The organism is Bowmanella denitrificans, from assembly GCF_039522935.1.
In the GTDB taxonomy this organism is placed as follows: domain Bacteria; phylum Pseudomonadota; class Gammaproteobacteria; order Enterobacterales; family Alteromonadaceae; genus Bowmanella; species Bowmanella denitrificans.
In genome coordinates this window covers 391,300-405,872 of sequence record NZ_BAAAEI010000023.1, presented here as the reverse complement: position 1 = coordinate 405,872, position 14,573 = coordinate 391,300, and the positions used below count along the sequence as shown (strand labels likewise).

18 protein-coding genes are annotated in these 14,573 nt (G+C 49.4%); 2 read left to right on the top strand and 16 right to left on the bottom strand.

The window, feature by feature from the left end:
* Nucleotide 1 precedes the first annotated feature (1 nt).
* Genes ABD028_RS19415 through ccmA form a run of 8 tightly spaced genes read right to left on the bottom strand, consistent with a single transcriptional unit; the run spans nt 2 to nt 5,770 of the window.
* Nucleotides 2-460, bottom strand: a complete 459-nt coding sequence (locus ABD028_RS19415) for a cytochrome c-type biogenesis protein (protein ID WP_102795913.1) — start codon at nt 458-460, stop codon at nt 2-4.
* Entirely contained in the window at nt 457-1,026 is a 570-nt protein-coding gene (locus ABD028_RS19410; protein ID WP_343847102.1) for a DsbE family thiol:disulfide interchange protein, read from the bottom strand. Before ABD028_RS19410 ends, ABD028_RS19415 begins: the two co-directional genes overlap by 4 nt.
* Entirely contained in the window at nt 1,023-3,002 is a 1,980-nt protein-coding gene (locus ABD028_RS19405) for a heme lyase CcmF/NrfE family subunit (protein WP_343847101.1), read from the bottom strand. Before ABD028_RS19405 ends, ABD028_RS19410 begins: the two co-directional genes overlap by 4 nt.
* Nucleotides 3,003-3,005: 3 nt before the next feature.
* Nucleotides 3,006-3,482 (bottom strand): cytochrome c maturation protein CcmE, encoded by a 477-nt coding sequence (gene ccmE / locus ABD028_RS19400; protein ID WP_102795916.1) that lies wholly within the window; start codon nt 3,480-3,482, stop codon nt 3,006-3,008.
* Entirely contained in the window at nt 3,482-3,712 is a 231-nt protein-coding gene (gene ccmD / locus ABD028_RS19395) for a heme exporter protein CcmD (protein ID WP_216362535.1), read from the bottom strand. The genes ccmE and ccmD overlap by 1 nt, the downstream gene beginning before the upstream one ends.
* A complete protein-coding gene (locus tag ABD028_RS19390) occupies nt 3,702-4,460 on the bottom strand; it encodes a heme ABC transporter permease (RefSeq protein ID WP_102795917.1) in 759 nt (252 codons plus the stop codon). The genes ccmD and ABD028_RS19390 overlap by 11 nt, the downstream gene beginning before the upstream one ends.
* A gap of 21 nt (nt 4,461-4,481) precedes the next feature.
* A complete protein-coding gene (gene ccmB / locus ABD028_RS19385) occupies nt 4,482-5,147 on the bottom strand; it encodes a heme exporter protein CcmB (RefSeq protein WP_343847164.1) in 666 nt (221 codons plus the stop codon).
* A complete protein-coding gene (gene ccmA, locus ABD028_RS19380) occupies nt 5,147-5,770 on the bottom strand; it encodes a cytochrome c biogenesis heme-transporting ATPase CcmA (RefSeq protein WP_343847100.1) in 624 nt (207 codons plus the stop codon). The genes ccmB and ccmA overlap by 1 nt, the downstream gene beginning before the upstream one ends.
* A gap of 186 nt (nt 5,771-5,956) precedes the next feature.
* Between ccmA and fliK the strand changes: the two genes are divergently transcribed.
* Together fliK and ABD028_RS19370 are read left to right on the top strand one after the other, a co-directional pair.
* Entirely contained in the window at nt 5,957-8,056 is a 2,100-nt protein-coding gene (gene fliK, locus ABD028_RS19375; RefSeq protein ID WP_343847099.1) for a flagellar hook-length control protein FliK, read from the top strand.
* Nucleotides 8,056-8,373 carry an EscU/YscU/HrcU family type III secretion system export apparatus switch protein gene (locus tag ABD028_RS19370; RefSeq protein WP_425542139.1) on the top strand — a complete coding sequence of 106 codons (318 nt, stop codon included), beginning with the start codon at nt 8,056-8,058 and terminating at the stop codon, nt 8,371-8,373. The genes fliK and ABD028_RS19370 overlap by 1 nt, the downstream gene beginning before the upstream one ends.
* A 506-nt stretch (nt 8,374-8,879) precedes the next feature.
* On the opposite strand, the gene ABD028_RS19365 is transcribed toward ABD028_RS19370, so the two are convergent.
* The 8 genes from ABD028_RS19365 to ABD028_RS19330 form a co-directional block, all read right to left on the bottom strand.
* Nucleotides 8,880-9,848 carry a retron St85 family RNA-directed DNA polymerase gene (locus ABD028_RS19365; RefSeq protein WP_343847098.1) on the bottom strand — a complete coding sequence of 323 codons (969 nt, stop codon included), beginning with the start codon at nt 9,846-9,848 and terminating at the stop codon, nt 8,880-8,882.
* Nucleotides 9,849-9,997: 149 nt separating this feature from the next.
* Nucleotides 9,998-10,903 (bottom strand): retron St85 family effector protein, encoded by a 906-nt coding sequence (locus tag ABD028_RS19360; protein WP_343847097.1) that lies wholly within the window; start codon nt 10,901-10,903, stop codon nt 9,998-10,000.
* 114 nt (nt 10,904-11,017) lie between these two features.
* Nucleotides 11,018-11,398, bottom strand: coding sequence for a hypothetical protein (locus ABD028_RS19355; protein WP_343847096.1), 381 nt, complete (start codon nt 11,396-11,398; stop codon nt 11,018-11,020).
* Between the two features lie 90 nt (nt 11,399-11,488).
* On the bottom strand, nt 11,489-11,965 hold the full coding sequence (locus tag ABD028_RS19350) for an AAC(3)-I family aminoglycoside N-acetyltransferase (protein WP_343847095.1): 477 nt from the start codon (nt 11,963-11,965) through the stop codon (nt 11,489-11,491).
* A gap of 130 nt (nt 11,966-12,095) precedes the next feature.
* A complete protein-coding gene (locus ABD028_RS19345; RefSeq protein ID WP_343847094.1) occupies nt 12,096-12,527 on the bottom strand; it encodes a DUF2802 domain-containing protein in 432 nt (143 codons plus the stop codon).
* 67 nt (nt 12,528-12,594) lie between these two features.
* Nucleotides 12,595-13,083 (bottom strand): chemotaxis protein CheW, encoded by a 489-nt coding sequence (locus ABD028_RS19340; protein WP_102795923.1) that lies wholly within the window; start codon nt 13,081-13,083, stop codon nt 12,595-12,597.
* A 23-nt stretch (nt 13,084-13,106) separates the two neighbouring features.
* Nucleotides 13,107-13,784, bottom strand: coding sequence for a chemotaxis protein CheW (locus ABD028_RS19335; protein ID WP_343847093.1), 678 nt, complete (start codon nt 13,782-13,784; stop codon nt 13,107-13,109).
* Complete coding sequence (locus ABD028_RS19330; RefSeq protein ID WP_102795925.1) at nt 13,781-14,560, bottom strand: ParA family protein; 780 nt, start codon at nt 14,558-14,560, stop codon at nt 13,781-13,783. The genes ABD028_RS19335 and ABD028_RS19330 overlap by 4 nt, the downstream gene beginning before the upstream one ends.
* Nucleotides 14,561-14,573: the final 13 nt, after the last annotated feature.

Below are 14,573 nucleotides of genomic sequence, written 5' to 3'. Positions count from 1 at the left end.
GTCACTGCTTATTCTCCTGTGCCTGGCGACTTTCCAGCATTTTTTCGGCTTCAGCCAGCAGCTCCTGATCCAGCTGTGTGGCACGACCACGGCGACGTATCACCACCAGCAACACTGCCCCACCCACAAACAACAGCGGCCCCAGCCACAACAAGGCGGTCGCCGGATTCAGCGGTGGTTGGTAATAAACGAAATCGCCGTATCTGTCTTTCATATAGGCCACAATTTCGTCATGGCTCTTGCCTTGTTGCAAAAGCTGGTAGACCTTTCGCTTAAGATCCTGAGCCACCAAGGCATCAGAGTCAGCTATGTTCTGATTCTGGCACTTGGGGCAGCGCAGCTCTTCGGTTAATTGTTTGAACTGCTGACGTTGTTTGTCACTGGCAAACTCATAAACTTCCTCTGCCGAAAACACCGACACACTCAGCAAGGCACAAAGGGCCACTAACAGCCTTTTCATTGCGACAACTCCTGATAAAGCGGCAGAAATTTGTTTTGCCAGACCCGCTCGTTCAGGTCGCCTACATGATGCAACCTGACCCGGCCTTGTTGATCAATCAGGAAGGTTTCAGGGGCACCGGTGACACCAAAGTCCATTGAGGTATCACGGCTGTGATCAAAAATATTGAAAACGTAAGGATTCCCCAGTTGCGATACGGTTTTATCTATATCGGCACGGATCTGCTGAATGGTTTTACCGCCAAAATCCGGGTCCAGTTCCTGCTCATAATACAGGCCGACAATACGCACTCCCTGCTCCCGTAGCTGAGTCAGAAACGGCAATTCCACCGCACAGGTTACACACCAGGTTCCCCATACATTTAATAAGGTTACCTGGTCTTGAAACACTTCGGGCCCATACTGTACCGAAGCGTCCATCACATCTGGCAGGCTAAAGCTTGGCACAGGTTTATCCAGCAGACTGGACTCGATATCACGGGGATTGGAAAACAACCCCTGCAACAAAAACAGCGTAATCAACAGGAACAAGCCTAGCGGCAGTAAAAACAAACCGATGCGTTTCATACCGACTCTCCTGCCAGCTTTGATACAGGCTCGGATGCTTTGACCAACCTGGCCATGCGATAGCGTTTATCGCTCATCGACAGCAGCCCGCCAAGGGCCATAATGGCTGCGCCTCCCCAGATCCAGCGGATATAGGGTTTTACATAGACCCGCAAGGCCCAATCGCCATTGCTGAGCTGCTCGCCAAGCGCCACATACAAATCGCGGGTAAAACCGGGATCTACCGCCGCTTCGGTCATCACATTGCGTTGTACGGTGTAAAAACGTTTTTGTGCTTGTAAATGACTGACTTTTTTTCCATCCACAAACACATCAAGCTTGGCCACGTGGCCGGTATAGTTCGGCCCTGTCAGGGCTTCCACACCGAGGAAACGAAATTCATAACCCTGCAATTCAATCTGTTCACCCGGGCTTATACGCACATCGCGTTCCACGCTGTAACTGGTGACCATGGCAATGCCCATAATAGTGGCAGCAAATCCCAGATGTCCCAGCACCATTCCCCAGTGGCTCGGGGTCAGGGCCTTCAGCCCGGCCAAGCCATGATTGACCGCACTCAGGCGCTGGCGAACCTCCTGCACCGTGGCAATAGCTATCCAGACTGAAAGCCCCATGCCCAGTACGGCCATGTAAGACAGACCATCCCGGCCCAGATTGAGCAGCAACACTGCCAGAAGGCTTAAGCCCAGACCGGCCAGCAGTTGATTACGCAGGGCAGCCAGTGATTGGTTTTTCCAGCGACTCAGCGGCCCCATCACCAATAGCAGCACAAAGGGCACAATCAGGTAGACAAACATCTGATCAAAAAATGGCGCGCCAATACTGATAGACCCAAGCCCCAGTTCCTTATGTACCAAGGGCAGTAAGGTGCCCATCAGCACCACCAGGGTTGCACTACACAGCAGGATATTATTACCAATCAGCATGGTTTCACGGGATAGCAGTTCATAGCGCCCGGCGCTACGCAGTTGCGGTGCACGCAGCGCATACAGCAGTAACGAACCGCCAATAACCAACACCAGCAGGCCGAGAATAAATAGGCCACGGGTAGGGTCTGAGGCAAACGAATGCACGGACACCAAAATACCCGAGCGCACCAGGAATGTGCCTAACAAACTGAGTGAAAACGCCGCGATAGCCAGCAGAACCGTCCAGGATTTAAACACCTTGCGCTTCTCGGTTACCGCCAGAGAATGTAGTAAGGCAGTGCCAACCAACCAGGGCATAAACGAGGCATTTTCCACCGGGTCCCAGAACCACCAGCCGCCCCAGCCCAGCTCTTTGTAGGCCCACCAGCTGCCAAGTGCAATACCCAAGGTTAGAAACACCCAGGCTGCCAGGGTCCAGGGGCGCGACCAGCGAGCCCAGGTCGCGTCCAATTTACCGGCCACCAGCGCCGCTATAGCAAAGGCAAAAACCACGGAAAAACCCACATACCCCATATACAAAAGGGGCGGATGGATGATCATGCCAAAATCCTGCAGCAGCGGATTTAGATCCCGCCCATCCACAGGATAAAAAGGCAGCAAGCGTTCAAAAGGATTGGATGCCAGCAGAATGTAGAGATAGAACCCCACCCCAACCATGCCCAGAATGGCCAACACCCTGGCCAGAATATCCAGTGGAATACCACGGCTGAAAACGGCCACGGCCACGGCCCAGAGCGCAAAAATCAACACCCACAACAGGAACGACCCTTCATGTCCTCCCCACACTGCAGTCATCCGGTAATACCAGGGCAACAGGGTATTGGAATTATGTGCCACATAGGCAATGGAAAAGTCGTTGTCGATAAAACTTTGAGTCAGGCACACATAGGCGAACAGGGTAAAAAGAAACAATCCCACGGTCAGGGGTTTGGCGGTCTGCATCAGCACTGGCTGGCCACGCTGCGCGCCCCACATAGGATAAATGGCCAGCAGAATGGCCATCAACAGGGCCAATACCAGGGAAAAATGTCCCAGTTCAGCAAGCATCGGTTACCCCTTATTGCCGTAATTGGCTTCAGAAGGCTTCACATGCTTGATGCCCTTCATGGCTTCTGCCAGTTCCGGTGGCATATATTCTTCGTCGTGTTTAGCCAGGACTTCTTCCGCCTCGATGTGATTCAGTGCGGTAAGCACACCTGTGGCAACAATGCCCTGTCCTTCACGGAACAGATCCGGCAGAATACCCTGATAGCTGACCCGGACGACCGGACCGGTATCCACCAGATCAAAACTCACGGCCAGACTGTCATCGTCACGCTGCACTGACCCCGGCACGACCATGCCGCCAATACGCAAACGTTGCCCCACCTGGGGTTTAACGCCGTTCTTACCTTCCACCAGTTCGCTGGGGGTATAGAATAAGTCGATATTCTGTCCCAGAGCATAGAGCATCAGCCCTATCGCCCCACCTATCACCAGAATAATGGCACTGAATGCCATCAGGCGTTGTTTACGTCTTGGATTCATCAATCCACCTCATCAGCAAGTTTAGAATTCTGTTGCTGGCGGGAACGGCTTGCGGCGATGCGTTGTTGCCTTGCCTGTTCGGCCTGCCAATAGCGGCGAAGGCTTCGCCGCGCATAGAAACTCTGTGCCACCAGCAGTGCCAGCGCCAGGCCGCTGACACCAAACGCCAGCCACACATAAAATGCGTATCCACCCATGGCCCAAAAGGCTGACCAGCTTTCAAAATGCATGATGATTACCCTCTTGCGCTTTAAACATGGCCTGTACCCAGGGGCGATGCATTTCACGGCGAATCATTTCGCTTTGCAGGCGGTATAAACTCAGTGCCGCAACCAGCAGCCCCAGTCCGGCAATACTAATCAGCAGCGGCCAGAGCATGTCAGGGGCGATGGAAGGTTTGCCAAACTTGGTAATGGTGGCGCCCTGATGCAGAGTATTCCACCATTCTACCGAGTAGTGGATAATAGGCAGATTAACCACCCCAACCAAAGCCAGAATACCGGCCGCTTTGGCACCTTGCTGCTTGTCTTCAAACGACTGATAAAGTGCGATAACACCGAGGTACAGAAACAGCAGAATGAGTTCAGACGTGAGTCTGGCGTCCCATACCCACCAGGTACCCCACATAGGTTTGCCCCAGGCCGCACCGGTAAACAGTGCCACAAAAGTGACTACCGCACCTACCGGGGCAATAGCTGACACGGCCATGTCGGCACTGCGGATTTGCCAAACCAAGCCAATAAATGCAGCAATGGCCATACCGCTGTAGGCGCCCATAGACAATATCGCGCTGGGTACGTGTAAATAGATGATTCTGAACGAATCTCCCTGCTGGTAATCAGCCGGAGCGAATGCCAGCCCCCATGCCAGCCCGACGGCAAGACACAGCAGTGCCCCACCCCAGCACCAGGGTAACAAGCTGCCACACAAGGCATAGGCTCGTTCGGTCTTTGCATAAGGATGTAACCATTTCCACATAGTCAGTTGCACCTGATAATTTTAATTCTGACTGATCTTCAAAGCATGGGCCGTTGCCAGCGGGCTCAGCGCCAATGCCAAAAGTAATAAGGCGCCTATGATGGCTAACTGGCCATTATAGGGAAGTTGCATAGCTGCCGCATCCACCGCCGAGGTGGCAAAAATCAATAATGGGACGAATAGCGGTAATAACAGTAAAGACAACAGCACCCCACCCCGTTGCAAACCCAATGTCAGCGCCACGCCTGTGGCCCCGACCAGGCTGAGTAGCGGCGTGCCCAGTAGCAGCCCGAGCACCAGTGCCTGATACATGGCCGGACTCAAATTTAAAAACAACGCCAGCAGAGGGGACACCAACAGTAGTGGCAGTACGCAGGTCAGCCAGTGTGCGATCACTTTAACCAGCACCACCAAAGGCAACGGCAGCCCACTGAGCATCATCTGTTCCAGCCAGCCGTCACTAAAATCGTCACGGAACAATCGCTCCATACCGAGCAACGATGATAACAGTACGGCCACCCAAATCACCCCTGGGCCTATTTTCTGTAGCATCTGCGGACCAGGACCCACCCCAAGCGGAAACAAACTGATAACCAGTACAAAGAAAATCAGCGGCTGCATTAACTCCGCTTTCTGGCGGTAGGCCAGCGCTAATTCACGGCGCAGCAGTCCTGCCAAAGGGTATATCACAGGCGATACTCCAGATGCAGCTCACGAACAGGCGTGGGGAAATCCAAACTTTGATGAGAGGTCATCACGATAATGCCCTGCCCTTGCAAATGGGCCTGCATACGAGATTTGAGCATTTGCACGGCCTGGCGATCCAGTGCGGTAAAAGGTTCATCCAATACCCATAAGGGGCAGGATTTCAGCCAGAAACGCGCCAGGGCAATTCGACGTTGTTGCCCGGCGGAAAGTTGCCCGGCAGGCAGTTCTTCCAGTCCCACTAATCCGAGTGTTTCCAGTAATGGATAGAGATCAGCGTCCGCCTTAATCTCCTGCATCTGACACCAGAAATGCAAATTATCCAATGCACTAAGGGCCAGATTCACCCCAAGTTTATGGCCAAAATAGCAAAGCTGACGTTGATACTGCGACTGTATTTGGCGGATATCCTCACCTTGCCAGCAAATCTCTCCGCTTTGCGGTTGAGACAAACCGACCAATAATCGCAACAGGCTGGTTTTACCGGCACCATTGGGGCCCTGAACATGCAAAAGCTCCCCTGGCTGCAACACAAATCCCAGCTCATCAAACAAGATGCGATCACGCTTAATGCAGGACAAATTGTTAACGGATAGTAAGGACAAACTCAGCCTTTTGTTTATCGGCAATTCAAAACAGAATGCACAGCCAAAAACCGGCGGATGATAGCACAGCCAACAGCAGTTGGGGATGATTTGTACCCACTTGATATACTGATCGAGATCATCAAAAATGCCTTTATTCTGCACCCAGTGCATTCAGCTTGTGCAACAGGCAGTCGATAAGGCCTTATGTCAGATCTGTTACCTACATCCCAGCAATCCCTGCTGAGTGCCTTGCGCCAGTTGCAGCAAAGCGCCGCCTTGCCTGAAGCCATGCTACAACAGCTTAGTCAGGCCGAGGTAAAAATACTGCCCGGCAATCAACTGTTACTGAACCTGGGTAACCGGCAGGTGCAGATAAATGCCAGTGATCTCAAGGGTAAACTATTGGATGGTGGGCTTTACCAGTTGCTGACAAGTGGCAAAGACAACACAACCTTACTTTTCTACCCGCAGGTAAACCAAAGTCAGGCGCAACCCACACAAATCCAAACCCTGATACTGAACAACCAACTATTACAGGCCTTGCTGCCACTGGTGGGTAAAGGTGAGGGCCAACTGCCGGAAGTCTTTAAAGTGTCGGCACAGGTAATCAGCCAGCAGCCACAGCAACTAACGCTGGATATACAAGGCAAGCCAGTCAAACTGCAAATGCCGATGGATGCCCCCAAGCTGGCACCAGGGCAGTTGGTTGAGCTGCACTATCAGCGGCAAACTGGCCAGTGGCAGTTAACCCTATATGAAGCCCCAAACAGCGGCAAGCCAATCAACCCGTCACCTGCAGCTGCCGCCCCGCTACAACCATCAGTGCAAAGCATGGCATCCAGGGGGCCGGTTGCTGGCAGTGAATGGGTATTACCCGCACAAAAACCCGAACTGTTAAGCCGTGTTGATCTGTTCGGGCAAGGTCTTCGCATCGACATCCATCAGTTAAAGCAGTGGGCCGAACAACTACCTGTGCCGGTTGCCAGGCCACTTGTACAGTGGCTTGCCAAACTAACCACCACAGCGCAGTTTGTGCAATTGCAGCAACCCAGCGGTGAGCGGCCGCAACTTCAATCACTTAGTACTCCGCCCAGCGCCAGTCTGATACTGGATAAACCGGCGCTACAGCAGTTGCAGTCTGTACTCAAACAGCAGATTTCTGTGCCAACCGAAGGACAAGCCAGCCCGGCTATTAGCAAAGACAGTATGCCAATTGCGGGTAAGCCGATAGCAGGGCAAGCGCCAAGTCATCCAACCAAGTCACAAAGTGAGGTTACAGTCACAACGGATAAGCCCCTTGTCCCGGACAAAGCGGTATTAACTCCCACCGCGACCCAGCAAGCCGCCGCACAGGTAGATAAGCAAGGCCTGTTATACCAGCAATTACAGGAGCTCAGCCGTAAACTTTACAGCCAACAGGAATCACCGGCTCGCTTATTGACTCATATAGAATCGGCCCTGGCTGACAGTCGCTCGGTGGCACCTGATACGGTCAAGCTATTGCAGCAACTCAGCACTCAGTTAAAACAAAGCCTGCCACAGGGCAATGAACAAGATACCGCCGCGCTGCGCGCCTTGCTTAGCACGCCGGCGCTCAGTCTGACGCCCGCTCAGCTGCTCACCCCCAATTCCAGCCAGGGCTTTGTCGGCGCGTTGGTGACCTTGCTGCAGGTGACACTGGCTTCCCGCCTTGCCAGCCAGCACAGCAAACTGTCTTCAGAGCAAGCTCAGAAGCTGTCTGAAGGACTGGCCTCCTTATTAGAAGGGGGTCGTCCGACTGCCAGCGCGCCGGTTAGTCAGCGCAACCTCAGCGACTTGTCCATGCTGGAACAAAGACACCAATTGCTAAGAGAACTGGGCCGCATGCTGGGAAACCACAGCGGCGCGAAGAGCCTCAATGCTGAAAGCCAGATTCAGGGCCAGGACAGTTTTTATTACAATCTGCCTCTGGGGCAAGGTGAACCGCGCCGCGAACTGGAACTCCTGATTCGCCGCGAGCCGCCACCCAATAAGAAAAACAAGAAGGCTGTGTCGGCTGACCGGCAGTGGAATTTGACCATGAAGCTGGAAATTGGCGAGTTAGGTGGCTTACTGGCCAAAGCCCGGCTGTACCAAACCGAGCTTGAACTGGATTTCTATGCCGCCAATGCAAATCTGAGGGATCTGGTTATTCAGTTTATCCCGCATTTAAGAAAACGTCTTACCGGTTTGGGGCTGCAGGTGAACCACAGCCAATGCCAACTGGGTAAGATCCCGGCGCATCTGCAGCAGCGTCCCTACCATATATTTGAAACCCAGGCTTAATGAAAATGGTGGATAAACCCAAAAGTGCCGTCGGCATAAAATACCAGGCCGACAATAAGCAACAAGCCCCACAAATCATTGCCAAGGGCTTTGGTGAACTGGCAGAGGAAATTATTGCCCTGGCCCGGGAAAATGGCGTATTAGTGCATGAAGATGAGCAACTGGCCGGCTTTCTCAATACCCTGGATCTAGGTCAGGAAATTCCCCGTGAACTCTATATTGTGATTGCCGAACTGATTGCATTCTCTTACGTGCTGCAAGGTAAGTTCCCGGAGAGTTGGAATAATATGCATGGTAAGGTGGATGATCGGGTGTGAGGTGTGAAAAATAGCTTAACTTGTTGACCCTAGACCACAGTCATTTGTTATACGTTGCTGCAGACGATCGCAAATTTACCTCTAACACGCTGCCCCCGCATAGGTCTTGAATGCATGACTTCCATGTCCTTTATGACATGCCCTCCATGGCATGCCAGTCCCATTTCTTTACTGCGCGGTAAAGAAACGAGACGCAAAGAAAGCGCGCCCGCTGGATTCCCAACAACGTCAGTCCAGGCCACTACTAAAAGGCGGTCGTGAAAACGACGTTCCAGACGCGTCTTCCACTCAATTTGCTCCCAGCAAATTGCCCACCTTTTAGCAGCGCCCTGAACCGACCGGGAATTTTTTAGCGGGGTCAAAGCGGCTTGGGCCGCTTAGGGTCACAGTTTTGGCTCAGTTACCCCATTACCATATCAATGAACCTTACGCCGTTGATCGTTTTTAATTCTATCCAAGCATATATAGTGGTAACTTTTGCAGAGTCCGACTACGGCCGATTGTTATCACTTACTTTCTATCTCAGGCGCTAACTTTTTAAATGCCTCTGATTGAGGGTAAATGCTTTTCAGTTTATTTATATAAGTATGAATTCTTTTATAGGCTTTTCTGTCAACAGAGTATGTGAAGGCCATTAAACCATTAACATGATCATATTCAGTACTTTTACCTTCAAACAAATAGTGAATCTTGCTTCTAATTTCACGGTACTTCTTTCGACCGATACCCAAATTATTTTCTGAGACAATCAATCCAGTAACTTTTTTTTGTCTTTGCGTTCCTGATATCTTTGTTTTTTCTTTATTAAGAGAAAATCCTTCATCAGATATTATCGTCCCTATAAATTGCTTCGCCTTGTATATCTTTTGTGGTGTCTGTGCAGAAAGAGTAAGATCATCAGCATATCTTGTATATACTATTCCTTTTGGTCCGGCATATCCATGCAATCTTGAGTCGAGCTTAGCACAGACAAGATTAGCTAATTTAGGAGATGTAGGAGCTCCTTGAGGAAGACCTCCCTTAAAAGTGCAAATATTTGTGAATATTGCGCTAACTTTTTGATTGTAACCGACTGAATGAAAGATATTGTAGACATGTGAAGCCTTCACATTTGGGAAGAAATTTTCCAGATCCATAGTCAAAATATAGTTAGCTCCAACATGTGGGGAAGCATTATCTAAAATTGAAGTCCCTTTATCGAATCCTTTAGAATGTTCTGAAGAAGATAGTTTATCTAGAATATTTCTTAACACCCACGCTTGAAGAGCTTTTAGCTCTCGATTTGGTTGAGAAATCTCTCTTTTCTTCCCTGTTTTTTTTGGAACGTCGTAGACTTTATATAGGCGCTCTGAGCGAAAAGATAAATATTTCACTTTGCCCAAAGATAAGCGGGTTTCATTTGCCAACTCTTCGATTGATTCAATTGCTGGTAAACCAAGGTTTCTTAGCCGGAACAAGTATATTTTGTTAGACATGAAGCGCTACACCTTTACGTCTTAAGAAACGGATATAAAGATGCGGTGCAATCATCGGGCGATGATTGTGCCGCATCTTTATATTCGGCATGCATCTGGTTTTAGTGCAGGATAGCGAAACACTACCCAGTGAGTACGAGACCCACTCGCTAAAGGTGAGCGCCTTGGCTGACTCTATCATATTTAACTCGAGAGTTTCTACGATTTTGTGCATTAAGCAGCTCGATTCGAGCCCTATCAAGAAACTTATCGTAAAAAGTTTCCCTAACATATTCGGCGCCAGCACTGGTGACTTTATACCCCAATGGAGTCCGCGTTATTAGCCTATTGGCAGTCAGTCGACCAAGAGAGGACTTCGTGGCAATTTCACAAAGAGTTTTGTCATGTGATGTTGCATGTTCAATCAACTGGTATAAGGTTACGTTATTTACTTCATCTATAAGATATATACAAGGAAGAATAAAATTTTCGGCTTCAAGAATATTTGTAACGTCTTGCTTAACAGGATGTTTTTTTTTGATTTTAGTTATGTAATCATTCACCCTCCTATAAATTTTATGCTTTTCATCCACATCGTCTAAATCATCATAATTTATATTTATTACTTTCCCTGTTTTGGATGCACGGACCAATCGATTAGGTCCATAATTAATAAAGCTTTTATGATTTTTAAACTTCTTATTGGCAAGAACAATCATCTTTTTTGCAAGATTTGGATTATTAGAAAATGCACCTAGCTCTGCGAACGAACCTGGGCTCTCTGGAAATAAGACAATTGCATCTACACTATCAGCAAGAATATTCTCAAGTTTTAGTAAGCTATGCTGCCCTTGACCAGCTAGAAGGTCATCAAATAGACCCTCAGGATATAGAATTTCATACCTAGGATACTCGCTAAAAATAGAGGCCATTTTCGAGCGAAAGGTTTTTTTATCTCTTATATCTGCACCACAAAGAAATACAGCTACTTTCTTTTGGTTTCTGGGTATAAATATTGTCTCTTTAACGATCTTAGCTATTTCAGCCAGCTCGTCATCCCTCAATGCTTTTTTCATGTGTCCGATTGACTCTTTTCGAATAACACTCGCTAATGACATAGCGAGGCTGTAGAGAAACCCCAGCCCCGAACCCGTTGTTCGTTTTGATCGTTTTGATCGTTTTGATCGTTTTTAATTCAATATCTCACCAGTAAATCGATCTTTTCCCTTCCAGAACACACACTCAGGACAATACGCACCTTCGGGATAATCAATCCCCTCCTCATGAGGGCAGCCGATAATTTCCTCAATCATACTCACGGTTTTTGCACTATTGTCATCAATAAAGCTTAATACCTCTTTGAGCACTTGATCAGATTTACGTATATCACTTGATGAAAACCACTTTTTTATTGGGTCAGGTTCGGCGCCTTCATAAGAAATGATTGCACATACAAGTTTCGTCGCGGTTTTATTGTCAGGACCGTAAAAAGCAACGGTCGCGATAGGAAACCCTTTACTACCTTTACGAACCTTTTTATTAAGTAATTTTTTATTGTTGCTTTGAGCCATTGACATGCCCTGCTTAGGTTAAAAATGTAACGCCGCACTCAGCGGAAAATTCGAAGCGCAGCGGAGAGTTTGTCCGGCAGCAGTGCATTGTTAGACATTTTTGCTGTCGTCCTCAACTGCAATATCGAAGTGGAACACATCCTCGATGGTGCCCAGCTTTGAATACAACTCTATGGCTGGCTGCTCCTCTACGCCTTTGTCGGCTTGAACGTAAATCACATACGCGCCGCGTGCAGCGCCAATAGCCTTTAGCTTTTGAATGAGAGCAGTGGCAATGCCCATTCTGCGATGGGTGGATACTACTGCGAGATCGTAGATGTAAATTTCGCTTCTTTGCCGTTCGAATTTTTGTAACTCATACGCAGCGATAGCACCCACGACTTTATCCTCGTCAACCGCAGCCAGTGCAATGAAGCTGGATGTACCAAGCAATGTTTGAAGGTAGCTTGATGATGGCTTGTTGGCGGAGTAGCTCGCTTCGTCATCGAATACTTCGCTAAACATTGCATTTATGGACTGCAACAAGGCAACGTCATTTTTAGAGAGATGGACAATTTTGACTGACACTCGCTCGCTCCTAATACCTGACAGCTTAGCGTTTTATCTGTCATGTCGTCCGTGACAGATAACCGTCTGTTGGACGGTCAGATAAATCTTGTTCTTGGTCTGGTTGATGTATAGAGAATTTGACTAATGCCTAACGCTGCTGACCATGAATACTAAACAGCAATTCCGCTTCGGCCCGGGGCAGTTCACATTCATCCATCAGCTCTTCGACCGACGCGCCTTGTTGCAGCAGTTTTACCGCTCTGTTGTAGAGCTTGGTATCAGGATCCATTTCCGCCAGTTCTTGCTGTTGCTCGCGGGTTTCGCGCAGGGCACCATCCAGTTGCTTATGCCGCCCTTCCAACAGCTTAATACGCTCCCCCATGCCAATGCTGCCGGTGCGCAATTCATGCAGCTCTGCGGCCAAAGAGCGGGATTTTTGTTCCAACACTGTCAGTTGCGCCTGAATCTGCGCCAGCTCAGCCGCCCGACTCTGCGACACCATCCTGAGGCGAAAGACGGCCAAAACCAATAACAGTGTCAGCAGGGCCGTACCAGTTAATGCAATTTCAATCCAACCCATGGATTTTCCTAGTTACAAACACAAAAACACCCGGCAATCCCGGGTGTCTGTCATCTGATATCACCCGTTACAGGCTGCTGATTTCATCCCATTCTTCATCGGTCAGCAATTTGTTCAGATCCACCAGTATCAGTAATTCACCATCACGGTTACTGACGCCCTGGATAAACTTGGCGCTTTCTTCAGTGCCGACATTGGGGGCGCTATCGATTTCAGAGGATTTCAGATAAACCACTTCAGCGACACTGTCTACCAGTATCCCCACCACCTGTTGGTCGGATTCGATAATCACAATGCGGGTATTGTCGGACACTTCGTTAGCGTCAAGACCAAATCTGGCCCGGGTATCAATCACGGTAACCACATTGCCACGTAAATTAATAATGCCCAGTACATAATCAGGTGCACCCGGCACCGGGGCAATCTCGGTATAACGCAGCACTTCCTGCACTTGCATCACGTTGATGCCGTAGGTCTCATCCCCCAGTCTGAAGGTCACCCACTGCAGAACTTCATCTTTATCAGTCCCTGCATTACTGTTTCTGTCGTCACTCATAGCTTTAGCTCCCGACCGGCGGATTAATCTGCATCTTTACTGCCCAGCCCTTGTTCCAGAAGGGCCACCAAGGCGCCAACATCGATAAGGGCACACATTTTTTCCTTCACCAGACCAGCAAGCCAGGGGCGCTTGCCGTGGCTTTCACGCCACTTTACATCGTCTTGGTGTAAGGTCACCGTATTTACCAGTGATTCGCAGCAAAGCCCCCAACCACTGTTCTCTAACATAATAAGATATTGATAATTTAAGGATTCTGCCAGTGTTTCTGTGTATTTTTCTGGCATAACCCACTGAGCCGTGTCTACCACTTTCAGCTTTTCGTCCCGATGCAGCATTACACCTTTGAACCAATCAGGCTTGCCGATTAAAGGAGACGTCTTGTCCATCTTATGGATACCGCCAAGCTCAGTCAAAGGTACGGCCAGAATTAACCCCGCGACTTCAAAATACAAAGCCTGAAACTTGCCTTTACGGTATTCAGGCTCCTCGTCGGGCACAGATACTGAGGTTGTATCGGCTGTTGCGCCTTCATCCTGAAGAGCGGGTGCAGGTGGCGGGACAGGAATATGAGGTTTTGCCTCTTCCAGCAGCCTGGCAACGGCCTGGCGCTGGACCTGCTCAATCACAGCGTCTTCTGTCAGCAAGGCACTGAGGTATTCCTCCATGACTTTTTCATTGGCAAACTGATTTTTGCTCATACCTGAGGCTCCTGGCTCAACAGAAAGTTCAGCAAACTGTTATAAGCATAGACGCCCCGGGAGCGAGGATGATAAACCGGCAGTGGACTCTGTGCCTGGCTGGCATCACGGAAACGCGTATCAACCGGGATGACGCCGTTCCATACCAATTCGCCATAGGTATTGCGCAGACTTTTATACGCCTCCAGCGCTGCATTAGTACGCTTATCGTACATGGTGGGAATAATAGTGTAGGTATAGTCCCGCGGCTGCGACTTTTTCATGATCTCCAGGGTATGCATCATGCGATCCAAACCCTTTAAGGCCAGAAACTCGGTCTGCACAGGTACCAGAATCCGTTGGCAGGCCGCCAGTGCATTGACCATCAACACCCCTAATACCGGCGGGCAATCCATAATGGCAACATCAAATTCATGTTCAATCAGCTCAAGGGCCTTTTTGATAATCAGCCCCATACCGCCCTGATGGCCCATGCTCCTGTCCAGCGTTGCCAGCGCCATAGTGGCCGGTAAGATAAACAGCGAATCAAATTTAGTTGAACACAGACAATCCAATACTTTATCGGCGGTCAGATTTTTATGTGCCAGGAACACATCATACAGACTGGAGGACAGCTCTTCTGAGTCCACTCCAAAGTAATAACTCAAAGACGCATGGGGATCGGTATCCACCAGCAAGACCTTTTTGCCCTTAAGCGCTAACAAGGAACCCAGGGTCACAGTGGATGTCGTTTTGCCAACGCCGCCCTTTTGATTTGCCACAGTCCAGACAATCACAACTTAACCCTTT

Excerpts from the sequence above, each read along its gene's own strand:
- ABD028_RS19415 (WP_102795913.1), bottom strand. The coding sequence starts at position 460 with ATGAAAAGGCTGTTAGTGGCCCTTTGTGCCTTGCTGAGTGTGTCGGTG.
- ABD028_RS19410 (WP_343847102.1), bottom strand. The coding sequence starts at position 1,026 with ATGAAACGCATCGGTTTGTTTTTACTGCCGCTAGGCTTGTTCCTGTTG.
- ABD028_RS19405 (WP_343847101.1), bottom strand. The coding sequence starts at position 3,002 with ATGCTTGCTGAACTGGGACATTTTTCCCTGGTATTGGCCCTGTTGATG.
- ccmE (WP_102795916.1), bottom strand. The coding sequence starts at position 3,482 with ATGAATCCAAGACGTAAACAACGCCTGATGGCATTCAGTGCCATTATT.
- ccmD (WP_216362535.1), bottom strand. The coding sequence starts at position 3,712 with ATGCATTTTGAAAGCTGGTCAGCCTTTTGGGCCATGGGTGGATACGCA.
- ABD028_RS19390 (WP_102795917.1), bottom strand. The coding sequence starts at position 4,460 with ATGTGGAAATGGTTACATCCTTATGCAAAGACCGAACGAGCCTATGCC.
- fliK (WP_343847099.1), top strand. The coding sequence starts at position 5,957 with ATGTCAGATCTGTTACCTACATCCCAGCAATCCCTGCTGAGTGCCTTG.
- ABD028_RS19370 (WP_425542139.1), top strand. The coding sequence starts at position 8,056 with ATGAAAATGGTGGATAAACCCAAAAGTGCCGTCGGCATAAAATACCAG.
- ABD028_RS19365 (WP_343847098.1), bottom strand. The coding sequence starts at position 9,848 with ATGTCTAACAAAATATACTTGTTCCGGCTAAGAAACCTTGGTTTACCA.
- ABD028_RS19360 (WP_343847097.1), bottom strand. The coding sequence starts at position 10,903 with ATGAAAAAAGCATTGAGGGATGACGAGCTGGCTGAAATAGCTAAGATC.
- ABD028_RS19355 (WP_343847096.1), bottom strand. The coding sequence starts at position 11,398 with ATGGCTCAAAGCAACAATAAAAAATTACTTAATAAAAAGGTTCGTAAA.
- ABD028_RS19345 (WP_343847094.1), bottom strand. The coding sequence starts at position 12,527 with ATGGGTTGGATTGAAATTGCATTAACTGGTACGGCCCTGCTGACACTG.
- ABD028_RS19340 (WP_102795923.1), bottom strand. The coding sequence starts at position 13,083 with ATGAGTGACGACAGAAACAGTAATGCAGGGACTGATAAAGATGAAGTT.
- ABD028_RS19335 (WP_343847093.1), bottom strand. The coding sequence starts at position 13,784 with ATGAGCAAAAATCAGTTTGCCAATGAAAAAGTCATGGAGGAATACCTC.